Genomic DNA, 22682 nt, shown 5'->3' with positions numbered 1-22682 from the left:
GCTCCGGTTCGCCGGACCCGCCCCGGGCGGTCCCGAAGCCAGGAGCGAGCCGTGGAACTCTCGACCGCGACGCCGGAAGCCCGGGCGACCCGGACCGACCTCATCGCGGCCGCGGCCGCCATCGCGAACGGGCGCGGGGAGCCGGGCGGCTTCGTGCGCGACCTGTTCGGCCGGGTCTCGCCGGAGGACCTGACCGCCTACGCGCCGGACAGTCTCGCCGACCTCGCGGGCGCCGCCCGCCGCTACCTCGCGGATGCGCGGCCGTCGCAGGCGACGAGCCTGCGCCTCGCCGACGCGAGTCTGGAACGCGAGGGCCGGCGCCGCGAGCTCACGATCCTGGAGGCGGTGAACGCCAACCGGCTCTACCTGCTCGATTCGACCCTGGCGGAACTCGCCGAGCGCGGGCTGACCCCGCGCCTCGTCGCCCACCCGATCCTCGGCGTCGAGCGCGGGCCCGACGGCACCCTGGTCCGGGTCGTCGGCGAGACCACCGCCAACGGCGCCGCGACGCTCGGGCGCGAGAGCTTCATCCACATCCATCTCGACCGGCTCGGCGAGGACGAGCGCGCCGCCGTCGCCGAGGGCCTCGCGCGGGTCTACGCCGACGTGGCGGTCGCCACCGACGACGGCACCGCGATGCTGGCCCGGCTCGACGCCGCCGCCGCGGCCTATGCGGGGCCGATGCCGCTGCCGGAGGGCGAGGTCGCCGAGGCGCGGGCCTTCCTCGACTGGCTGCGCGACGGCCACTTCATCCTGCTGGGCCTGCGCGAGTACCGCCTCGGCGAGGGGTCCGATCACGAGGGACTGGCGGAGAGCGGCCTCGGGCTGCTGCGCGACCCGGAGGTCGAGGTTCTGCGTCGCGGCCGGGCGATGGTGGCGATCACGCCGGAGGTCCGCGCCTTCCTCGAACGGCCCGAGGCGCTCATCATCACCAAGGCGAACCTGCGCTCGCGGGTCCACCGCCGCTCGCATCTCGACATGATCGGGATCAAGCTCTTCTCCCCCGCCGGCAAGCTCGCGGGCGAGCTGCGGCTGGTCGGCCTGTTCGCCGGCAGCGCCTATGCGAGCCGGGCCGAGGAGGTGCCGTATCTGCGCGGCAAGGTGGCGGCGGTGCTGGAGCGGGCCGGCCTCGACCCGACCAGCCATGCCGGGCGCACCCTGCTCAACGTCCTCGAGACCTATCCCCGCGACGACCTGTTCCAGATCACCCCCGAGCGGCTGCTGCCCGCGGCGCTCGCCATCGCGGGCCTCGCCGAGCGCCCGCGCATCCGGGTGCTGGCGCGGCCCGACGAGTTCGGCCGCTTCGTCTCGCTGCTGGTCTACGTGCCGAAGAACCGGTTCGACTCGACCCTGCAGGCCCGCATCGCCTCGCACCTCGCCGGGCAGCTCGGCGGCGAGGTCGCGGCGGCCTATGCCGACTTCCCGGAGGGCTCGCTGGCGCGACTCCACCTCATCGTGCGCCTGGGCGAGGAGGCCGGGCCCGAGCCCGACACCGCCCGGATGGAGGAAGGTGTCGCCGCGCTCGCCCGCAACTGGGCCGACGACCTGCGCGCCGCCCTCACCGACACGATGCACGGCGAGCGCGCCCGCGGCCTCGCGGCGACCTATGCCGAGGCGTTCCCGGCCGGCTACCGCGAGACCTATGCCGGGCCGCAGGTGCTGTCCGACCTCGCGATCCTCGAACGCCTCTCCGCCGACCGGCCCCGGGCGGTCGACCTCCACCGCCGGCCCGGCGACCCCGACACCCGCATCGGCCTGAAAGTGTTCTCCCGCGGCGAGGCGCTGCCGCTGTCCGAGCGGGTGCCGGGGCTGGAGAATCTCGGCTTCCGGGTGATCGACGAGCGCAGCTACCGGCTCCACCCGGCCCTGCCCGATGGCGCCGAGATCTGGCTGCACGACATGCTGCTGGAGCGAGCCGCCGGCGGGCCGATCGACCTCACCTCCGTCGAAGGCCCGGTCGAGGCGGCGATGCTCGCCATCGCGCGCGACCTCGCCGAGTCCGATCCCTACAACCGCCTCGTCCTCGAAGCCGGGCTCGGCTGGCGCGACGTGGCGCTGCTGCGGGCGCTCGGCCGCTACCTGCGCCAGCTCCGCATCCGCTACGGCCAGGACTACCTCGCCACGACGCTGACCCGCCATGCCGGCCTCGCCCGCGACGTGGTGGCGTTGTTCTACGCCCGGTTCGACCCGCGCCCCGGCACGGAACGCGACGCGGCCCAAGGCGAGATCCGGGCCCGGATCGAGACCGGGCTGTCGGCGGTGACGAGCCTCGACGAGGACCGCATCCTGCGCCGCTTCGTCAACCTCGTGGAGGCGGCCCAGCGCACGAACTTCTTCCAGATCGGCCAGGGCGGCCTGCCGCCGGAGACGATCGCGTTCAAGTTCCGCTGCGCCCGGGTCGACGGCATGGCCCTGCCGCGGCCGCTGTTCGAGATCTTCGTCTACTCGCCGCGGGTCGAGGGCGTGCATCTGCGCTTCGGCTACATCGCCCGCGGCGGCCTGCGCTGGTCCGACCGGCCGGAGGACTTCCGCACCGAGATCCTCGGCCTCGTCAAGGCGCAGCAGGTCAAGAACGCCGTCATCGTGCCGGTCGGCGCCAAGGGCGGGTTCTTCCCCAAACGGCTGCCGCCGGCCTCCGACCGGGCGGCGTGGCTCGCCGAGGGCACCGAGAGCTACCGGATCTTCATCCGCACCCTGCTCGACCTCACCGACAACATCGTCGACGGCGCCATCGTGCCGCCGCCCGACACCGTGCGGCACGACGGCGACGACGCCTACCTCGTCGTCGCCGCCGACAAGGGCACCGCGACCTTCTCGGACATCGCCAACGCGATCTCGCTGGAGACCGGGCACTGGCTCGGCGACGCCTTCGCGTCGGGCGGCAGCCAGGGCTACGACCACAAGGCGATGGGCATCACCGCCCGCGGCGCCTGGGAGGCGGTCAAGCGCCACTTCCGCGAGGTCGACATCGACATCCAGAGCGAGCCGGTGACGGTGGCGGGCGTCGGCGACATGTCGGGCGACGTGTTCGGCAACGGCATGCTGCTGTCGCGCTGCCTCAAGCTCGTCGCGGCCTTCGACCACCGCGACATCTTCCTCGACCCCGATCCCGACCCGGCGGCGTCGTTCGCCGAGCGCAAGCGCCTGTTCGGACTGCCGCGCTCGTCCTGGGCCGATTACGACCGGGCGGCGATCTCGGCCGGCGGCGGCATCTTTTCGCGCTCCGCCAAGACGATCCCGCTCTCGGGCCCGGTGCGCGCCCGCCTCGGCCTCGACCGCGACGAGGCGACGCCCGCCGAGGTGATGCAGGCGATCCTGCGCGCGCCCGTCGACCTGCTGTGGTTCGGCGGCATCGGCACCTATATCCGCGCCTCGTCCGAGGGCGACGACGAGGCGGGCGACCGCGCCAACGACGCCATCCGGATCACCGGCGCCGAGTTGCGCGCGCGGGTCGTCGGCGAGGGCGCCAATCTCGGGCTGACCCAGCGCGGGCGCATCGAGGCGGCGCGCCGGGGCGTCCGGCTCAACACCGACGCGATCGACAACTCCGCCGGGGTCAACACCTCGGACGTCGAGGTCAACATCAAGGTGGCGCTCACCGGGCCGGAGCGCGACGGCCGTCTCGGGCCGGAGGCGCGCAACGCGCTGCTCGCCGGCATGACCGAGGCGGTGGCCGACCTCGTGCTGCGCAACAACCAGCTCCAGACCCTCGCCCTGTCGCTCGCCCAGCGCGGCGGCGCCGCCGAGACCGGCTTCGCCACCCGGCTGATGCAGAGCCTCGAAGCCGACGGCCGCCTCGACCGCGGCGTCGAGTTCCTGCCCTCCGACGCTGCGCTGGCCGAGCGGGCGCAGGAGAACGAGGGGCTAACGCGGCCGGAGCTCGCGGTGCTGCTCGCCTACGCCAAGCTGGCGCTGAAGGACGCGCTCCTCGACAGCGCGGTGCCGGACGACCCGGCGATGGCGACGGAACTCGAGCGCTACTTCCCGCCGGTCCTCGTCGCCCGCTTCCCCGACGCGGTGGCGAACCACCGCCTGCGGCGCGAGATCATCGCGACGACGCTCGCCAACGTCATCGTCAACCGCGGCGGTCCGACCATCGTCAGCCGCCTCTCCGACGAGACCGGCGCCGACGCGGCGACGCTCGCCGCCGCCTACGTCGCCGCCCGCGACGCCTTCGGGCTGATCGACCTCAACCGCGCCGTCGACGGGCTCGACGGCGCGATCTCCGGCGACCAGCAGCTCGCCCTCTACGCCGACCTCCAGGACCTGCTGCGCCACCAGATGGTGTGGTTCATCCGCAATGCGGACCTGTCCGGCGGCGTCGCGGCGGTGGTCGGGCGCTACCGCGACGGCGTGGCGGCGGTGGCCGCCGCCCTCCCGGCCGTCCTGGCGCCGAACGCCCGTGAGGCCCTGGCCAAGCGCGTCCGCCTCCTCGCCGACCACGGCGTGCCGGAGGCGCTCGCCACCCGGCTCGCCGCCCTCGGCGAACTCGGCGCAGCCCCAGACATCGTCGAGGTCGCCCACGCGACCGGCCGCGACCCGGCGGCGATCGCCGCGACCCATTTCGCGATCGAGGACCTGTTCCGCCTCGGCCCGCTCACCCGCGCCGCCCGCTCGGTGGCGGTCGCCGACACCTTCGACCGCATCGCCCTCGAACGCGCCGTCGCGGGGATCGGCGCCGCCCACCGCGCCCTCACCGCCGAGGCGGCGGCGAGCGACGGCGCCGGGGCCGACGCCGTCGAGGCGTGGAGCCGGGCCCGCGGCGCCGCCCTCGCCCGCATCCGCACCGCCGTCGCGGCGATCTCGGCCTCGGGCCTGACCGTGTCGAAGGTCTCGGTGGCGGCGAGCCTGCTGGGCGACCTCGCCCGTCGTGACCAGGGTGGACCCGCGGCGGCCCCGCCCGCCGGCCCGTGACCGCGCCGCCGGATTTCGACGCCGGTTTTCGCGAGACCTTCGCGACCCTCGTCGCGTGGCGCCGCGACGTGCGCCGCTTCCGCCCCGATCCGGTGCCGGAGGCGGACCTGCGCGACTGCCTCGCGCTGGCCTGCCTCAGCCCGTCGGTCGGCAACAGCCAGCCCTGGCGCTTCGTCCGCGTCGCCGATCCGGCGCGGCGCGAGGCGGTCGTCGACAGCTTCGCCCTCTGCAACGCGGCCGCGGCGGCGTCCTACTCCGACGCCCGCGCCGACGCCTATCGCCGGTTGAAGCTCGCGGGACTGCGCGAGGCGCCGGTCCATCTCGCGGTTTTCTGCGACGAGGCCACCGGCGACGGCCACGGCCTCGGCCGCGCCACCATGCCGGAGATGCTGCGCTACTCGGTGGTCACCGCCATCCACACCCTGTGGCTCGCCGCCCGCTGCCGCGGCATCGGGGTCGGCTGGGTGTCGATCCTCGACCCGGACGCGGTCGTCGCGCGGCTCGACGTGCCGGGCTCCTGGCGCCTCGTCGCCTATCTCTGCCTCGGCTACCCGGCCGAGGAGCACGACGATCCCGAACTCGTCCGCCACGGCTGGCAGGCGCGGCGGGCGCCGGGGGATCTGATGCTCGACCGCTGATTTCAGCTTGATACATACTAGTAGGTACAGTAGGTGGGTCGAGCGCGGATCCCGCGCTGGAGGCCTGCTCCGATGCCCCTCGTCCACATCACGCTCAAGAAGCCCCGCCCGGATGCCGAGCGTCGCGCCCTCGCCGATGCGGTCCATGCCGCCCTGGTCTCGGCCCTCGGGGTTCCGGCCGACGACCGCTTCCAGATCGTGTCGAGCGCGCAAGACGACCTGATCTACGACCCGGGCTATCTCGGCGTCTCCCGCGACGACGACCTCGTGGTGGTGCAGGTCCAGCTCTCGACCGGCCGCGGCGTCGCGCAGAAGCAGGCGCTGTTCCGCGCGCTCGCCGCCGAGACCGCGAAGACCGGCCTCGACCCGCGCAACCTGTTCGTGACGCTGGTCGAGATCGCGCGGGAGAACTGGTCGTTCGGCGACGGGATCGCGCACTACGCCGAGACGGTGCCGCCGCACCTCGCGGCGGCGGGCTGAACTCCGTCACAACCCGCCTCGTCAAAGGGTTCGCATCGATCGCGAGCTTCCCCTTTCCCGGACGACTGAAGCGAAAGCGGAAGGAGATCCGGGATCCAGCACAACGAGTCGCGAAGCGTCCGTCCTCAGCGGCGGTGCCGACGCACGGAGCCGCTTCGCGGCGAGTCTTACGGCTGGATCCCGGATCTTCTTCCACTGCGTTCCAGTCGTCCGGGAAAAGGCGGAGCCTGTCGGGACGCGCGGCCCGGACCTCGTCGGTCGCCCCCCTGGTCCCTTCCCGCGATCCGCGCCATACCGGCGCCGGAACGGAGGACCGGGGCGTGGCGCGGCAGGGACCATCGAAGCGCGAGGCGATCGTCGCGGCGGCCAAGGACCTGCTGTGGGAGCGCGGCTACGAGGCGACGAGCCCGCGCGACGTGCTCGACCGCAGCGGCGCCGGCCAGGGCAGCCTCTACCACCACTTCCCCGGCAAGCGCGAGGTGGCGGCGGCGGCGCTCGGCGAGATGGCGGACGAGGAGCGGGCGGTGGTCGACGGACTTTTCGATCCCGCCCGGCCTCCCCTCGCCCGGGTCCGGGACTACCTGACCCGCGAGCGGCAGGCCCTGCGCGGCTGTCGGCTCGCCCGCCTCGCCAACGAGGCGGCGATCGAGGAGCCGGCCCTGCGGGCGCCGGTCGCCGGCTATGTCGGCCATATCGAGGCCTGCCTGAGGGCGAGCCTGGAGGAGGCGCAGCGCGCCGGGCACCTGCCGGCCGCGATCGACCCCGCCCTGCTGGCGGCGACGCTGCTGTCGGTGGTGGAGGGCGGCTACGTGCTGGCCCGGGTGCATTGGGACGAGGCGGCGATGCGGCGCGCGATCGACGGGGCGCTCCAGACCCTCGATGTGCTGACGGCCTGAGCGGCCGGTCAGACTTCCTCAACGCTGTCGCGCGGCGTCCCGGCCTTCACGCTTCGTGAAGCGTGTTCGCCAACCGGAACGACAGGATCGACGGCGGATTATCGTCCCGCTCAAGGTCACGGTCGAGGACCGCAGGGATGTTCAAGCAGAGTGGATGGGCCGCGGCACTCGCCGCGGCGGCGCTGACCTGTGCCCCGGCGCAGGCGCGCGAGGTGGTGTCGTTCGGGGCCGATGCCGCGCCCGGAACGATCGTGGTGCGGACCGGCGAGCGCCGGCTCTACTTCGTCAACGGCGACGGCACGGCGATCCGGTACCCGGTGGCGGTCGGCAAGGCCGGCAAGCAGTGGACCGGCTACGCCCGCATCGACGGCAAGTACGTGCAGCCGGCGTGGTCGCCGCCGGCCGAGGTCAAGCGCGACAACCCGCGCCTGCCCGACGTGATCGCCGGCGGCTCGCCCCGCAATCCGATGGGCGCGGCGGCGCTGACCCTCGATCGCGGCGAATACGCGATCCACGGCACCAACCGCCCGGGCTCGATCGGAACCTTCGCGTCCTATGGCTGCATCCGGATGTACAATCAGGACGTGGTCGACCTGTTCGGCCGGGTCGCGGTCGGCACCCAGGTGGTCGTCACGCAATAGCGGAGACGGTCCCGACATCGTTCAGGGACCCCTCCACTTCGCTCTGATTGAATCGTACCGGAGGAACTGGAGCGGGCGAAGGGATTCGAACCCTCGACCCCAACCTTGGCAAGGTTGTGCTCTACCCCTGAGCTACACCCGCTCTCGCGTTCCGCGGCCGCCTCGGCGGCGCCGGTGACGGGGGATAAACACCATCCCGGCGACGGATGCAAGCGGTTGTTTGAGCCGGCACAGCGTCATACGAAATCCGATTGATCGCTCGGCAATCCCTGCGGGATCGCATCCGCGATGCGGATTTCTGCTTCGCTCAAGCGCCGCGCGGGCTGGTGATCCGGATTTCGGAACGAATCGTCCGAAAACCGCATCACTCCGCACCGTCGCGGGCGAGCTCGTCCGGCACCAGCGTGGCGGCGTCCTGCCGGGCCAGCAGCGCGTCGAGAGAAACCGGGCGGTAGTCCCAGGCATCGGCGCCGGCATCGCAGGAGCGGATCGTGTCCGGGATGGTGCCGTGGGTGTGTCCGTAGAGGTGGCGGGTGCCGCGCCACAGGCCCGGCCAGGCGCGGTGGGCGTAGTGGGCGAGGAACAGCCGCCAGGGCGTGCCGGCGGCATCCTCGGCGGTGAGGCGGATCGACTCGACCGGCGGCTCGGCCCAGGGCAGGTCGAGGACGCGGTTGCTGTCGTGGTTGCCGCGCACCAGCCGCTTGCTGCCGTTGAGCCGGGCGAAGACCGCCGCGCAATGCTCGCGGCTCGCATGCGCGGCGAAGTCGCCGAGGTGCCAGACGGCGTCGTCGGGGCCGACGACCGCGTTCCAGCGGGCGACCAGCGCCTCGTCGTGCGCCTCGATCGACCCGAAGGCGGCGCCACGCAGGCGCAGGATGTGACGGTCGCCGAAATGGGTGTCGGCGGTGAAGTACAGGGTCATGCGGGGACGGGGGCGGGAGGCGGGACCGCCACCTCAACCCGGAGCCCCGGCGCTCAGGTCCACAGGGCGTGGAAGTGGTGGACCGGGCCGTGGCCGTGGCCGATGGTCAGGCGGTCGGCCGCCGCAATGGCGGCCGAGACGTAGTCCTTCGCCGCCCGCGCCGCCTCGGCCAGGGGAAGGCCGCGGGCGAGCCCGGCGGCGATGGCGGCCGACAGGGTGCAGCCGGTGCCGTGGGTGTTGCGGGTCGCGACCCGCGGGCCGGTGAGGCGCAACACGCCGCCGTCGGCGCCGACCAGCAGGTCGACGCTCTCGGCGCCGCCGGCATGGCCGCCCTTCATCAGCACTGCCTTCGACCCGCGGGCGAGCAGTCGCCGGCCCTGGTCGAGCATCGCCGCCTCGTCCGTGGCCACCGCCTCGCCGAGCAGCGCCGCGGCCTCGGGCAGGTTCGGCGTGATGACGAGGGCGCGGGGCAGCAGGAGGCGTTGCAGCGCGTCGATGGCGCCGTCGCCGAGCAGGCGGTCGCCGCTCGTCGCCACCATCACGGGGTCGAGCACCACCGGGCAGTCCGGTGCGTGGCGCGCCAGCCCCTCGGCCACCGCCGCGATGACCGGCGCCTGCGACAGCATGCCGATCTTCACCGCCGCGACGGCGAGGTCGCCGAACACGCTGCCGATCTGCTGGCCGACGAAGTCCGCCGGCACGTTGTGGATGCCCTGGACGCCGCGCGTGTTCTGGGCGGTCAGCGCCGTGACGACGCTGGCGCCGTAGACGCCGAGTGCCGAGAAGGTCTTGAGGTCGGCCTGGATGCCGGCGCCCCCGCCGGAATCGGAGCCCGCGACCGTGACGGCGATGGCGGTCATGCGGCGCCCCGGCTGGCGAGTGCGGTGTCGATGAGGGCGCGAAGGTCGCGCGCCCGCGCCTCGACCTCGCCCGGCGCTCCGAACAGCGCCGAAATCACCGCGAGCCCGTCGGCTCCAGCGCCGATGGTCGCGGCGGCGTTGCTGCGGTCGATGCCCGCGATGGCGCCCAGCGGCAGGCCCGGGCCGCGGGCGAGGCGGCCGCGAAAGATGATCCGGTTGAGCCCGTCGAGGCCGACCGGCGGGTCGGGGTTGTTCTTGCTCGTGGTGGCGAACACCCCGCCGACGCAGCCGTAATCGACCGGCAGCCGGTAGAGCTCGTCGGCCTGGGCCGAGGACTTGAGGGTGAGCCCGATGATCGCGCCGCGCCCGAGCAGCCGGCGCGCGTCGGCCGGGTGCAGGTCCTCCTGGCCGAGATGCACGCCCTCGACGCCGGCGGCCAGCGCGAGGTCGACCCGGTCGTTGACGAGGAGCGGCACCCCGGTGCCGGAGAGCGCCGCGTGAATCGCGCGGATGCGCGCGAGGCTGAGCCGGGCGTTGCCGATGTCCTTCTCGCGATATTGCAGCAGGGTGCAGCCGCTGGCGGCGGCATCGCGGGCGAGGCGGGCGAGCGTGTCGGGATCGCCGCCGCTGAAGCCGACGTCGAGGATGCCGTAGAGCCGCAGGTCGACCGGCACGAGGTCGCCGGGGCGGGGGGTGTCGCGCATCCGTGGGAACTCCTGGAGCCGGATCGGTCCGGCGGGTGTGTCGGTGGTGCGGGCCACTCAACCCTCCCCCCTCTGCGGGGGAGGGTGGCGAGTGAAGCGGGACGAAGTCCCGCCGAGAGGGGAACCACGCTTCCGGATCTGGCTCGGCAGCCGTGCAGTGCGCCACCTGGAACAGCGTCGCGCTCCCCTCTCCCGCCCGGCCTCCGCCGGGCACCCTCCCCCGCACAGGGGGGAGGGTTCAGTCGCGCGCTGCGGGTGGCCCCCGCCCTGCCCTCTCGACCATAAGATCCGTAACGATTTCAGGCAGTTGGTATAATCGGCCGCCTCAGCCGCCGTCAATCGCCTCCCCGGGCCGGATCTCGCGCTCGCCGCGCTCCAGGATCCGTTCCAGCGCCTCGATCCGGTCGGCCTCGGCGGTCGGCTTGTCCCAGCGGATGCGGCCGACCCGGGGAAACCGCATCGCGACGCCGGACTTGTGCCGGGTCGAGCGCTGCACGCCCTCGAAGGCAATCTCCAGCACCAGCCCCGTCCGCAAGCCGTACTCGACCTCGCGGACGGGCCCGAACCGCTTGACGGTGTGGTTGCGGACGTAGCGGTCGAGCCTCGCCAGTTCCTCGTCGGTGAAGCCGTGATAGGCCTTGCCGACCGGCACCAGCTCCTCGCTCCCGTCCGGTGCGTCGCGCCAGACCCCGAACGTGTAGTCGGAATAGAACGACGAGCGTTTGCCGTGCCCGCGCTGGGCGTACATCATCACGGCGTCGACCCGGTACGGCTCGCGCTTCCACTTCCACCACGGCCCCTTCGGCCGGCCCGGCATGTAGGGGCTGGTGAGGCGCTTGAGCATCACGCCCTCGATCGCGTCGGCGTCGGGACCGCCGCCGGCGGCGGCCGGGTCGCGGCGGGCGGCGGCGAGCGCCTCCCAATCGGCGAACGGCACCAGCGGCGAGACGTCGATGCGGGCGTGGTCGAGACCGGCCACGAAGGCTTCGAGCCGGGTGCGCCGCTCGGCGAAGGGCAGGCCGCGCAGGTCCTCGCCGTCCGCCGCGAGAAGGTCGTAGGCGCGGACATGGGCCGGGAAGTCGCGCAGGAGCTTGGGGGTCACCGCCTTCCGGTTCAGGCGCTGCTGGAGCACGTTGAAGCTTTGCACCCGCTCCTCGCGCAGGATCAGCAGCTCGCCGTCGAGGGCGCCCGCGAAGGTGATCGCGTCGGTGAGGTCCGGGAAGGCGCCGGAGATGTCCTCGCCGGTGCGGGAGTAGATCCGGGCGACCCGCTGCCCGGCGCGGTCAAGGCCGCCGGCGAGCTGGACCCGGATGCCGTCCCACTTCCACTCGGCGCCGAACGCCCCGGGGTCGAGCTTGGGAAAGTCCTCGTCCTCGATCGGATGCGACAGCATCGGCGGGCGAAACGGGGCCGGGTTCAGGCTCTCGGGCCGCTCGCCCTTTCCCTCGACCCAGGCGAAGAGCGGCTCGTAGGGGGCTTTCAGCCCGTGCCAGACCTCCTCGACGGCATCGGCCTCGAACCCGCCGAGGCTCGCCACCGCGGTCTTGGCGAGCCGCGCCGAGACGCCGACCCGCAACTCGCCGGTGATGAGCTTGAGCAGGGCCCAGCGCCCGGTCTCGTCGAGGGCGTCGAGCCACAGGGCGATCCGGGCCGGCAGCTCGGCCTTGCCGACGTTGCCGAGGGTCTCGACCACCTCGGCGAGGCTCGGGACCTGCGGCGGCGGCCGGTTGTGCCCGGGCGCGCCCGGCTCGGGCTCGGGCGCGGCCGGCCAGATCAGCGCCGTCGCCTCGGCGAGGTCGCCGACATAGTGGTAGGACATGCGGAAGAGTTCGGGATCGACCCGGGCCTCGACGAGGCCGCGGATCAGCCCGGGCTTGGCCTCGCGGAAGCTCAGGTGCCCGGTCATCGCCGCCAGCGCGTAGCCGCGCTCCGGGTCCGGCGCGTGGCGGAAGAAGTCCTGGAGCAGGCGCAGCTTGGCGTTGCGCCGCGGCTCGTAGCCGAGCCGGTCGAGGAGATGGGCGAAGTCGTTCACGCCGCCTCCCCGGCCGCATCCGCGGCAGGCGCATCCGCGGCGGTCGCGGGCGCCGGGTCCGGCTCGGCCTCGCCCTCGTCGCCGTAGCCGAGCATGTGCAGGGGCTTGGCGCGGATGCCGTGGGTGCCGCACCAGTGGACCAGAGCGTCCTCTTGGCCGTGGGTGACCCAGACCTCGCCGGCACCGGTGTCGCGGATGGTGCGGCAGAGGTCGTCCCAGTCGGAATGGTCGGAGATGACGAGGGGCAGTTCGACGCCCTTCTGGCGCGCCCGCGCCCGCACCCGCATCCAGCCCGACGCGAAGGCGGTGACCGGGTCGGGGAACTTGCGCGACCACAGGTCCTGGATCGCCGAGGGCGGGCACAGCACGATCCGGCCGCCGAGCTTCGGCCGCTCGGCGGCCACGACCTTGATCGTCTCGCCGAGCGGGATGCCCTCGCGCTTGTACAGCTCGGTCAGCTTCTCCATCGCGCCGTGGAGGTAGATCGGCTCGCAAAAGCCTTCCTCGCGCAGCAGCGCCATCACCCGCTGCGCCTTGCCCAGCGCATAGGCGCCGACGATGTGGGTGCGTTCGGGAAAGAGCCGCACCGAGTCGAGCAGGCGGCGGACCTCGTCGCGGGCGTCGGGGTGGCGGAAGACCGGCAGGCCGAAGGTCGCCTCGGTGATGAACACGTCGCAGGGCACGACCTCGAAACCGAGGCAGGTCGGGTCGGGCGCGCGCTTGTAGTCGCCCGACACCACGATGCGGCAGCCGCCCTGGGTGATGGCGATCTGGGCCGAGCCGAGGACGTGGCCGGCGGGGTGGAACGAGACGGTCACCTCACCGAGCCGCACCGCCTCGCCGAGCCGCGCCTCCTGGCGGGTCTCGCAGAAGTCCTCGCCGTAGCGGACCGCCATGATCCGCAGCGTCTCGGGCGTCGCCCAGACCGCGCCGTGGCCGGAGCGGGCGTGGTCGGCGTGGCCGTGGGTGATGAGGGCGCGGGCCACCGGCCGCACCGGATCGACGTGGAAGTCGCCGGCCGGGCAGTACAGGCCCTCGCGGGTGAGAGACAGGATCTCGGTCGGGCGTGTCGCCATGGCACTCGTCGGCAGCGGGGAAAGGGATATAGGCCGCCCCTTCGACAAGTCCCGCCGATGCGGTCCTCACTCGCGACGATCCTGCCGCCACGACCCTGCCGCCATGACGCTACGCTCCTCCGGCGACCTCCTCGCCGACCGCCGCTACGCCTGGGCCGAGGCGGCCCTCGCCGAGGACGACTTTTCCGCCGCGGCCGACCTCGCCGAGCAGGTCTTGGAGCGGGCGCCCGCCTACGGCCCGGCCTGGATCCTCCTCGGCCGGGCCCGGGCGCGGCTCGCCGGCGACGACCCGGCACGGCGGGAGGCCGCCCGGGACGCCTTCGCGCGCGCCCTGGCGCTGGACCCCGGCGACGCCCTCGGGGCGGGCCTGCACCTCGCCGAACTCGGGGAGGCGTCGGGCGAGGCGCTGTCGCCGGCCTATGTGCGGGCGCTGTTCGACGGCTACGCGCCGCGGTTCGAGCGCCATCTCGTCGAGGGCCTGGGCTATCGCGGCCCCGAGATGATTCGCGAGGTCCTGCACGATCTCGCGGCAAGGCGCGGCCGGCCGCCGCGCTTCGGGCGGGCGCTCGACCTCGGTTGCGGCACCGGCCTCGTCGGCGCGGCGTTCGCCGGGCTGGTCGACACGCTCGCGGGCGTCGACCTGTCGCCCGCGATGCTGGCGCGGGCGCGGGCCGGCGGCGCCTACGACCGCCTCGCCGTCGGCGACCTCGTCGGCTTCCTCGAGGCCGAGCCCGCCGGCGCGGCCGACCTGATCGTGGCGGCCGACGTGTTCATCTACCTGCGCGACCTCGCCCCGGCCTTCGCGGCGGCGGCGCGGGCGCTCGCGCCCGGCGGCCTGTTCGCGGTCACGCTGCAAACGCATCCGGGTGCGGGCGCCGTGCTCGGGCCGGACGGGCGCTACGCCCATGGCGAGGACGCGCTGCACGCCGCCCGGGAGGCCGCCGGTCTGGCGATGGCGGCGATGACGGAGGCGGCGATCCGGCGCCAGAACGGCGCCGGGGTGCCGGGCCGGATCGTGGTGCTGGAGCGAGGTGCCGAGGCGGTCCCGGCCTGACCGTCGCGGCCGACGACCACGGCGCCATCTCGGCTGCCGCCGTCAGCGATCCGGGGCACCGGCAGGGCGCGCGCCGTCTCGCGGCGGGCCGGGCGGGATCGGGGAGGATTTCAGGTGGGCCATGCGCCAGGGTCGCGGTTCCTGTTCCCCGAACCCGTGACGCTCCTGCGACTACTCGGCCCACTGAGCCTCACTGGATCGGATGCAGAGAACTGGTCCGCCCGAACCCGTCGTCGCCGGCCTCTCCGTCGCGCAGCCCGGAAGGGTTCCGGAAGCCTCCAGGCGCACAGACGGCAAGGACGGCCCGTGTAGCAGACTGGGTGAGCCGGGCAAGCGCCGAGCTTGCGTCTAAACGTGTCGGCCGTGAGCCCTTGACCGCGGGCGCGTCGCCGACGGCGGTCGCCGGATCGAAGCCCGCCGGAGAGGATCGCCGATCGAGGGCGCCTTCGTGACCGCCACGCAACGAACCACGGCATCGGGCCGAAACGCGACGGCGTCAATTGGAGGGAAATCCGGCAGCGGATCTTCAGGCGGGTGCCGGAGGATCCGCAGCACCCGACCCGCACCGCGCGAGGAGCACGGCCGGTCTTCGCTCGACAGTCAGGTTGCGTTCCATGCGTGAGTTCCCGCGTCTTCCCCATCGCGATCCGCCGGCCCGCCGTCCGGCCGCAACCCTGGCGCGCCTGGCGCTCACCGGCGCCTGCGCCCTCGCCGTCTCGGCCTGCGTCACCGCCCGCGAGCAGCGGGCGATGGACCGCGGCTCGTGCGCCGAATACGGCTTCGAGCCCGGCACCGATGCCTTCGCCCAGTGCATGATGGGCGTGACCCAGCACCGCGAGATGCTGGCGCAGGACCGCCGGATCGCGATGCAGACCCAGATCGCCGCGCAGAACCGCGAGGACGAGCGCCGGCGCGATCTCAACAGGCTGGCGAGCCTGCAGCGCAGCGGCGACCGGAGCTACCCGGTCTGCTCGGCGTCGAGCTTCAACAATTCCGGCTTCGATGCCCGCAGCGGCTCCTGGTACGGCCCGAACTGCCGCGCCCGCTGATCCCGCACCGAACGATGTCGACCCGACATGCCATTCCCGTTCACGGAGACGACCCGATGGCGCAGCACGACCACACCGACGCGAACCAACCCGGACCGCGGCACCCGACCGGCGTGATTGTCCTGATCGCGGTCGCCCTCGGGACCCTCGCGGCGGTGCCGACCCACAACGCCGGCCTGTTCGCGCTCGTCGCGGTGCCGAGCATGATCGCCATGGCGCTGCTTTACCACCTCGCGCATCGGCGGCTCGGGTGGCGGCCGCTCGGCGAGTTCACGGTGCCGCCCTGGATCTGAGCCCCGGCCGCAACCAACCCGGGCGGCGCCGTCGCGCCGCCCAGGTGAGCATCAGGCGCTCAGCTTGTCGCGGATCGGGAGCTGGCGGATGCGCCGCCCGCTCGCCGCGAACACCGCGTTGACGATGGCCGGCGCCACCGGCGGCACGCCGGGTTCGCCGACGCCGCCCAGCGGCTTGGCATAGTCGCCGCCCGGCACGAGGTGGACCTCGATCACCTTCGGCGCCGCATCGATGCGGGTCAGCTCGTAGGTGTCGAGGTTGTCCTGCACCGTGCGGCCGTTCTTGAAGGTGATCTGGGCGGTGAGCGCGAGGCCCATGCCCATCACCACCGCGCCCTCGAGCTGCGAGCGCACCCGCTCGGGGTTGATCTGGGTGCCGCAATCGATCGCGATGTCGACCCGGTGTACCGTGATCTCGCCCTTCGGGCCGACCTCGACCTCGGCGGCGGCCGCCGTGTAGCTGACGAAGCTGTAATGCCCGGCGATGCCGAGCCCCCGCCCCTTCGGCAGCTCGCGGCCCCAGCCGATGCCCTTCGACGCCGCCTCGATCACCTTGCGCAGGCGCCCGGTGTCGTAGGGATAGCGCGACGGATCCTCGCCGTAGTTCCACACGTCGCCGATCTTGACCGGGTCGATCACCCGCGCCGGCCCGATCACCTCGAGCAGGTAGTCCTTCGGGTCGCGCCCGGCCGCGTGGGCCATCTCGGCGATGAAGGACTGCGCCGCGAAGGCGTGCGGGATGTTCGAGACCGAGCGGAACCAGCCGATGCGGACATGCGCCGGCGCCGCCGGGTTCTCCATCCGGACGTTCGGGATCGCGAACGGCACGTTGACGAGGCCCATCCCGAGCTCGATCGGGATCTCGTGGTCGGCGCCGTCGACGAAGATCGAGCCGATGGTCGGGGCGGCGCTGCGGTGCAGCCAAGCCACCGGCATGCCCTTGGCGTCGAGCCCGGCTTCGATCCGCTCGACCGAGACGGTGTGGTAGTAGCCGTTGTGGAGGTCGTCCTCGCGGGTCCAGGTCATCTTGACCGGAGCGCCGTCCATCGCCTTGGAGCAGAGCGCCGCCTCGACGAAGTAGTCCGGCTTCGACTTGCGGCCGAAGCCGCCGCCGAGCAGGGTCACGTTCACCGTCACGGTCTTCGGGTCGATGCCGAGGCGCTTGGCGATGCGGTCGCGGGCGGCCTGGGGAGCCTGTACGCAGCCCCAGGCCTCGACCTTGCCGTCCTTGGCGATCCGCACGGTGGCCGCGGGCGGCTCCATCGGGGCCTGGACGAGGTGGGGCACGTAGTACTCGGCCTCCAGGCGCTTGGCCGCGCCCTTGAGCGCCGCGTCGACGTCGCCCTCCTGGCGCACCACCTTGCCGGGCTTGCGCACGGCCTCTTCCAGGGTGGCGCGGTAGGTGTCCGAATCGTAGGAGGCGTTCGGGCCGTCGTCCCAGGTGAGCTTCAGCGCCTCGCGGCCCTTGATCGCCGCCCAGGTGTTCTTCGCGATCACCGCCACGCCGCCGAGGGGCTGGAACTCGACCGGCGGGGCCGGCGGATCGATGGTGATGACCTTGACCACGCCCGGGACCTTCATCGCCTCGGCGGCGTCGTAGGTCTTGAGCTTGCCGCCGAAGACCGGCGGCCGGGCGACGACGGCGTACAGCATCCCCTCGACACGGGTGTCGAGGCCGTAGATCGCCTTGCCGGTGGTGATGTCGCGGTTGTCGATGAGTCCGATCTGGCCCTTGCCGATGTAGCGGAAGGCCGACGGGTCCTTGAGCGCGATGCCGGCGCGGTCGGGCGGCGTCAGCTTGGCCGCGGCCTCGGCCACGTCGCCGTAGCCGAGCGTGCGGCCGGACTTGGCGTGGGTGAGCGTGCCGTTCTCCGCCGTCACCTCGGCGGCCGGCACCTTCCACCGCTGGGCCGCGGCCTCGACCAGCATCGCCCTGGCGGCGGCGCCGGCCCGGCGCAGGGGCATGAAGAAGTGGCGCAGCGAGCGCGAGCCGTCGGTGTCCTGGTTGCCGAAGCGGTCCTCGTCGCCGTGGGCCTGGACCACCTTGACCTTCGCCCAGTCGGCGTCGAGCTCGTCGGCGACCACGAGGGCGACCGAGGTGCGGACCCCCTGCCCCATCTCCTGCCGGTGGCAGGTGATCGTCACCGTGCCGTCGGGCGCGACGGCGACGAACACGGTCGGGTCGTCGCGCCAGCCGCGCGGCATGCCGTCGGCGCCGAACTTCTTCTCGTCGGCGGCGCGGGCGGCCGGGGCGCGGACCGCGAGCGCCAGAACGAGGGCGCCGGCCCCGCCGAGCAGCGCCCGGCGGCTGACGTTGGTGAGCGCGGATTCCGGCTCGGGAGCCGCGGCGGCGTCGGCGATGCGGGTGAGATCGTGGATCACAGCCGGCCTCCCTGCTCGGTCTTCGGGGTCACGCCGGCCGCCTGCTTGATCGCGGCGCGGATGCGCGGATAGGTGCCGCAGCGGCACAGGTTGCCGCTCATCGCCGAGTCGATGTCGTCGTCGCTCGGCTTCGGGGTGTCCTTGAGCAGGGCCGCCGCCTGCATGATCTGCCCGGTCTGGCAGTAGCCGCACTGCGCCACGTTGAGGTCGCGCCACGCGGCCTGGACCGGATGGTTGCCGTCCGCCGACAGACCCTCGATGGTGACGACCGGCTGGCCGTCCGCCGCCGAGACCGGGGTCTGGCAGGCCCGCACCGCGGTGCCGCCGACATGGATGGTGCAGGCGCCGCAGGCCGCGATGCCGCAGCCGAACTTGGTGCCCGTCAGGCCGAGCTCGTCGCGCAGATACCACAGCAGCGGCATCTCGGGGTCGCCCTCGTAGCGGCGTTCCTCGCCGTTCACGCTCAGGTTGATCATCGTCGCCCTCCGGCTGTCTGACGTTCCGCGCCCCGCGGACATGATTCCGGTCGCGGCGCGGCCCTCCCAGCTCGAACGAGAAGAGTTCCAGCCTGGATCTGGTACTCCCGCGGCGGGGCTCGGAGCAACCTGCCCGTGTGCGGCGAGCGGATGCAGTCTTCGTCGCCGACTCCGTTTCGGCCAAGCCATGCCCGTCGCGCAGGGGTCGCGGGCTGTGCGCCCGGCGACGGCTGTGCGAGCCTGAGCCCGACCGGCGGTCCGCTCCACGAGGCCGCCGCGGAGGAAGCCCCGCATGGCCCGCAAGACCGTCATCACCTGTGCCCTGACCGGCTCGTTCGACACGCCGAAGAAGAACCCGGCGGTGCCGGTGAGCCCGGAGGCGATCGCCCGCTCGGCCCTGGAGGCGGCCGAGGCCGGCGCCGCGGTGGTGCACATCCACGTCCGCGACCCCGCCACCGGCGCACCCAGCATGGACCTCGAACTCTACCGCGAGACGGTGGAGCGCATCCGCGGGCGCAACGCCGACGTGATCCTGAACCTCACCACCGGGGCGGGCGGGCGCTACGTCGCCGGCGAGCCCGACCCAGCGGTGGCGGGCCCCGGCACCACCCTGGCCTCGCCCGAGGCCCGCACCCGCCACGTCACCGAGCTGCGCCCCGAGATCTGCACCCTCGACGTCGCGACGATGAATTTCGGCGAGCACGCCTTCCTTAACACCCCCGGCCACCTCCGGGCGATGGCCGGGATGATCCGCGAGGCCGGCGCCAAGCCGGAGATCGAGGTGTTCGACCTCGGCCAGATCGAGCTTGCCCGCCACCTCGTCGCGGAGGGCCACCTCGCGACCCCGCCGCTGTTCCAGATCTGCCTCGGCATCCCGTGGGGGGCGCCGGCGACGCCCGAGACGCTGCTCCAGATGCGCGACCGCCTGCCGGCCGGCGCCGCCTGGTCGGCCTTCGGCATCTCGCGGGCGGAGTACCCGATGCTGGCCGTCGCCGCCGCAGCCGGCGGCAACGTCCGGGTCGGTCTCGAGGACAACCTCTACCTCGCGCCGGGCCGGCTCGCGCCGAGCAACGCCGCGCTGGTCGAGAAGGCCGTGAGCCTGCTCGCCCATCTCGACTGCGCCCCGGCGACGCCGGACGAAGCGCGGCAGATCTTCGGGCTCCCGCCGCGCTGATCCCGGCGGGGCCGTGGCCCGAGTCTTGCGCCCGGAGCGGCACCGTCGATCCCGCCCGAGGTCCCGCCGCATGCTCCGCCACGCCCTTCGCCTCGCCGCCCTCGCGGGCGCCCTGACGGCAGCCGCGCCCGCGTCGGCGGAGGCGGTCCTGCGCATCGCCATGACCGCCGCCGACACGCCGACGACGACCGGGCTGCCGAACAACGGCTTCGAGGGCATGCGCTTCCTCGGCTACCCGGTCTTCGAGGGGCTGGTGCTGTGGGACCTCACCCGCACCGACCGGCTCGCCGGTCTGCGCCCGGGCCTCGCCGAAAGCTGGGAGCAGGCGCCGGGCGACACGAAGACCTGGATCTTCCACCTGCGCCGGGGCGTCACCTTCCACGACGGCACGCCGTTCGACGCCGACGCGGTGATCTGGAACCTCGACCGCTACTTCAAGCCCGACAGCCCGCAGCACGAGCCGGCGGCGGCCGGCATCACCCGGGCCCGGGCGCCGATCGTCGCCGGCTACCGCAAGATCGACGATGCCACCGTCGCCATCACCACCACGGTTGCGGCCTCGTACTTCCCGTACATGGCGGTGTACGTGCTGTTCACCTCGCCGGCCTCGTTCGAGAAGGCCGGGCGCGACTGGGCCAAGGTCGGCACCCTGCCGGCGGCCGGGACCGGGCCGTTCCGCATCACCCGGGTCACCCCGCGCGAGGCGGTCGATCTCGCCCGCAACGACGGCTACTGGGATGCGGAGCGCAGGGCGAAGGTCGACCGAGTGCGGCTGCTGCCGATCCCCGAGGCCAATGCCCGCATCGCGGCCCTGCGCGCCGGGCAGGTCGACTGGATCGAGGCCCCGGCCCCGGACGCGATCCCGTCTCTGAAGCAGGCCGGCTTCGCGATCACCACCGGGTCCTACCCGCATGTCTGGCCGTGGTTCTACAACAGCGGGGCGACGAACAGCCCGCTCAAGGACGTGCGGGTCCGGCAGGCGCTGAACTACTGCATCGACCGCGACGGCCTCGTCGCCTTCCTCAACGGGACCGCGGAGCCCTCGGTCGGCTGGCTCAAGGCGAGCGACCCGAATTTCGGCAACCCGCAGAACCGCTACAAGCTCGATCCGCAGAAGGGCAAGGCGCTGCTGGAGGCCGCCGGCTACACCGCCAAGGCGCCGCTCGCCCTCAAGGCGATGATCTCGACCTCCGGCTCGGGCCAGATGCAGCCGCTGCCGATGAACGAGTTCCTGCAGGAGAGCCTGAAGCAGAACTGCAACGTCGACGTCAGCTTCAACGTCGTCGAGTGGCAGGTGCTGCTGAACGCCGCCCGGGCGGCGCCGGACGCGCCGCAACTGCAGGGCGCCAACACCCTCAACGTCAGCTCGCCCTCCTCCGACCCCTCGGTGATGGCGCGCTACTTCTCGTCGGCCAACGTCTCGCCGAAGGGCTTCAACTTCGCGCAATTCAAGGACGACGCCTTCGACAGGGCGATGGCGATGCTGGCCGAATCGACCGATCCGGCCGAGATCGCCGCCGCGACCCGGGCCGCGCACGAGCGCCTCGTCGACGACCCGCCCTGGCTGTTCATCGTCCACGACCTCAACCCGCGGGCGATGTCGCCGCGGGTGAAGGGATTCGTGTCGCCGCAATCGTGGTTCGTCGACCTCACCCTGGTCAGCCTTCAGGAGGGCGCGACGCGATGACCGACGCCCTGCCCGCCGCCACCGACCCGGCGCTGCTGCCGGCCCACGCCCTCGCCCGGGCGATCGCCGCCCGCCGGCTGTCGCCGGTCGACGCGGTCGAGGCGCTGCTGGCCCGGATCGCCGCGCTGGAGCCGCGGCTGAACGCCTTCGTGGAGGTCTACGGCGAGGACGCCCGCCTCGCCGCCGAGGGCGCCGACCGGGCGATCCGCTCGGGGCACGCCGTCGGGCCGCTGCACGGGGTGCCGGTGGCGCTCAAGGACCTCATCGACCTCGAGGGGCGGGTGACCACCGGCGGGTCGGCGGCCCTGCGCGGGCGGCCGGCGACGGCGACCGCGTCCATCGCCCGGCGCATGATCGCCCAGGGGATGATCGTGCTCGGCAAGACCCACACGGTCGAGTTCGCCTTCGGCGGCTGGGGCACCAACCGCCACATGGGCACGCCGCTCAACCCGTGGGACCCGGCGCAGCCGCGCACCCCCGGCGGGTCGAGCAGCGGCTCGGGCGTCGCGGTCGCGGCCGGGCTGACGCCGTGGGCGATCGGCACCGATACCGGCGGCTCGGTGCGGTTGCCGGCGTCGTTCTGCGGCATCACCGGCCTCAAGACCACGATCGGCCGGGTCAGCACCGCCGGGATCCTGCCGCTGAGCACCACCCTCGACACCCCGGGGCCGATGGCCCGCTGCGTCGAGGATTGCGCCCTGCTCTACGCCGTGATCCAGGGGCCCGACCCCCTCGACCCGAACACCCGCGGAGTCGTGCCGGCCGATCCGATGCCGCATCTCGACCGCGGCGTGCGCGGCCTGCGCCTCGCCCGGATGCCGCGGGCGGAGCGCGAGGGCGTCGCCGCCGAGGCGCTCGCCGCCTACGACCGCTCGCTGGAGGTGCTGGCCCGCCTCGGGGCCGAGATCGTCGACGTGAGCCTGCCGTTCCGATTCGTCGACTTCGTGCGGTCCTCGGCGATCCTCCAGGCCGAGGCGTACCTGTTCGACGGCCACCTCGCCGAGGACCGGACCGCGCAACTCGACCCCGACGTGCGCGCCCGCATCCTCGCCGGGGCCGGCGTGTCGGCGCAGGACTACCTGCGCACCCGCCGGATGCAGCAGGACATGAAGCGCGGCCTCGACAAGGCGCTGGCCGACATCGACGCCCTGCTCACCCCGACCACCGAGACGGCCGCCCTGCCCCTCGCCGGCCTCGACCAGGACGTCGTGCCGTCGCGCTTCACCCGCTTCGTCAACCTGCTGGAGATGTGCGCGCTGGCGCTGCCGAACGGCTTCACCGCCGGCGGCCTGCCGCTGTCGCTCCAGATCTGCTGCCGCGGCTACGACGAGGCGACGGCGCTCCGCATCGGGCAGGCCTACCAGCAGGCGACCGACTGGCATCAGCGCCGGCCGCCGCTGTAGG

18 protein-coding genes and 1 tRNA gene are annotated in these 22682 nt (G+C 73.3%); 11 read left to right on the top strand and 8 right to left on the bottom strand.

The window, feature by feature from the left end; all coding sequences use genetic code 11:
- The first annotated feature begins 51 nt into the window (after window positions 1-51).
- From EOE48_RS11740 to EOE48_RS11720, 5 genes are all read left to right on the top strand, one after another.
- The gene (locus tag EOE48_RS11740; RefSeq protein ID WP_127729154.1) at window positions 52-4914 is read left to right on the top strand and encodes an NAD-glutamate dehydrogenase; all 4863 of its coding nucleotides are present in this window, start codon (window positions 52-54) and stop codon (window positions 4912-4914) included.
- The gene (gene bluB, locus EOE48_RS11735) at window positions 4911-5552 is read left to right on the top strand and encodes a 5,6-dimethylbenzimidazole synthase (RefSeq protein ID WP_127729152.1); all 642 of its coding nucleotides are present in this window, start codon (window positions 4911-4913) and stop codon (window positions 5550-5552) included. The genes EOE48_RS11740 and bluB overlap by 4 nt, the downstream gene beginning before the upstream one ends.
- A gap of 72 nt (window positions 5553-5624) precedes the next feature.
- Entirely contained in the window at window positions 5625-6032 is a 408-nt protein-coding gene (locus EOE48_RS11730; RefSeq protein ID WP_127729150.1) for a tautomerase family protein, read from the top strand.
- A 320-nt stretch (window positions 6033-6352) separates the two neighbouring features.
- Window positions 6353-6928: a TetR/AcrR family transcriptional regulator gene (locus EOE48_RS29175; RefSeq protein ID WP_187371393.1), complete on the top strand. Its 576-nt coding sequence runs from the start codon at window positions 6353-6355 to the stop codon at window positions 6926-6928.
- A 137-nt stretch (window positions 6929-7065) separates the two neighbouring features.
- Window positions 7066-7569 carry a L,D-transpeptidase gene (locus tag EOE48_RS11720; protein ID WP_127729146.1) on the top strand — a complete coding sequence of 168 codons (504 nt, stop codon included), beginning with the start codon at window positions 7066-7068 and terminating at the stop codon, window positions 7567-7569.
- 67 nt (window positions 7570-7636) lie between these two features.
- Here EOE48_RS11720 and EOE48_RS11715 read toward each other — a convergent pair.
- From EOE48_RS11715 to EOE48_RS11690, 6 genes are all read right to left on the bottom strand, one after another.
- A tRNA-Gly gene (locus EOE48_RS11715) sits at window positions 7637-7711 on the bottom strand.
- A 222-nt stretch (window positions 7712-7933) separates the two neighbouring features.
- Entirely contained in the window at window positions 7934-8491 is a 558-nt protein-coding gene (locus EOE48_RS11710; RefSeq protein ID WP_127729144.1) for a metallophosphoesterase, read from the bottom strand.
- Between the two features lie 53 nt (window positions 8492-8544).
- Window positions 8545-9351 (bottom strand): bifunctional hydroxymethylpyrimidine kinase/phosphomethylpyrimidine kinase, encoded by an 807-nt coding sequence (gene thiD, locus EOE48_RS11705; protein ID WP_127729142.1) that lies wholly within the window; start codon window positions 9349-9351, stop codon window positions 8545-8547.
- Window positions 9348-10055: a thiamine phosphate synthase gene (locus EOE48_RS11700; RefSeq protein ID WP_127729140.1), complete on the bottom strand. Its 708-nt coding sequence runs from the start codon at window positions 10053-10055 to the stop codon at window positions 9348-9350. Before EOE48_RS11700 ends, thiD begins: the two co-directional genes overlap by 4 nt.
- Window positions 10056-10380: 325 nt before the next feature.
- On the bottom strand, window positions 10381-12087 hold the full coding sequence (locus tag EOE48_RS11695) for a cisplatin damage response ATP-dependent DNA ligase (protein WP_127729138.1): 1707 nt from the start codon (window positions 12085-12087) through the stop codon (window positions 10381-10383).
- Window positions 12084-13163, bottom strand: a complete 1080-nt coding sequence (locus EOE48_RS11690) for a ligase-associated DNA damage response exonuclease (RefSeq protein WP_127729136.1) — start codon at window positions 13161-13163, stop codon at window positions 12084-12086. Before EOE48_RS11690 ends, EOE48_RS11695 begins: the two co-directional genes overlap by 4 nt.
- 103 nt (window positions 13164-13266) lie before the next feature.
- Between EOE48_RS11690 and EOE48_RS11685 the strand changes: the two genes are divergently transcribed.
- From EOE48_RS11685 to EOE48_RS11675, 3 genes are all read left to right on the top strand, one after another.
- The gene (locus tag EOE48_RS11685; RefSeq protein WP_127729134.1) at window positions 13267-14217 is read left to right on the top strand and encodes a class I SAM-dependent DNA methyltransferase; all 951 of its coding nucleotides are present in this window, start codon (window positions 13267-13269) and stop codon (window positions 14215-14217) included.
- Window positions 14218-14831: 614 nt separating this feature from the next.
- Window positions 14832-15266, top strand: a complete 435-nt coding sequence (locus EOE48_RS11680) for a hypothetical protein (RefSeq protein ID WP_127729132.1) — start codon at window positions 14832-14834, stop codon at window positions 15264-15266.
- A gap of 56 nt (window positions 15267-15322) precedes the next feature.
- Window positions 15323-15559, top strand: coding sequence for a hypothetical protein (locus EOE48_RS11675; protein WP_127729130.1), 237 nt, complete (start codon window positions 15323-15325; stop codon window positions 15557-15559).
- A gap of 51 nt (window positions 15560-15610) precedes the next feature.
- On the opposite strand, the gene EOE48_RS11670 is transcribed toward EOE48_RS11675, so the two are convergent.
- Both EOE48_RS11670 and EOE48_RS11665 read right to left on the bottom strand, forming a co-directional pair.
- Entirely contained in the window at window positions 15611-17941 is a 2331-nt protein-coding gene (locus EOE48_RS11670) for a xanthine dehydrogenase family protein molybdopterin-binding subunit (protein ID WP_127729128.1), read from the bottom strand.
- Window positions 17938-18417, bottom strand: coding sequence for a (2Fe-2S)-binding protein (locus EOE48_RS11665; protein ID WP_127729126.1), 480 nt, complete (start codon window positions 18415-18417; stop codon window positions 17938-17940). Before EOE48_RS11665 ends, EOE48_RS11670 begins: the two co-directional genes overlap by 4 nt.
- A gap of 292 nt (window positions 18418-18709) precedes the next feature.
- On the opposite strand from EOE48_RS11665, the gene EOE48_RS11660 reads away from it, so the two are divergent.
- From EOE48_RS11660 to EOE48_RS11650, 3 genes are all read left to right on the top strand, one after another.
- On the top strand, window positions 18710-19591 hold the full coding sequence (locus tag EOE48_RS11660) for a beta-keto acid cleavage family enzyme (RefSeq protein WP_127729124.1): 882 nt from the start codon (window positions 18710-18712) through the stop codon (window positions 19589-19591).
- Between the two features lie 70 nt (window positions 19592-19661).
- Complete coding sequence (locus EOE48_RS11655) at window positions 19662-21278, top strand: ABC transporter substrate-binding protein (protein ID WP_127729122.1); 1617 nt, start codon at window positions 19662-19664, stop codon at window positions 21276-21278.
- A complete protein-coding gene (locus EOE48_RS11650) occupies window positions 21275-22681 on the top strand; it encodes an amidase (RefSeq protein WP_127729120.1) in 1407 nt (468 codons plus the stop codon). Before EOE48_RS11655 ends, EOE48_RS11650 begins: the two co-directional genes overlap by 4 nt.
- The last annotated feature ends 1 nt before the right edge of the window (window position 22682 follow it).

Source organism: Methylobacterium oryzihabitans (assembly GCF_004004555.2).
GTDB lineage: Bacteria > Pseudomonadota > Alphaproteobacteria > Rhizobiales > Beijerinckiaceae > Methylobacterium > Methylobacterium oryzihabitans.
Note: the sequence above shows the minus strand (reverse complement) of the source record. Positions and strands in the feature narration are given on the sequence as shown.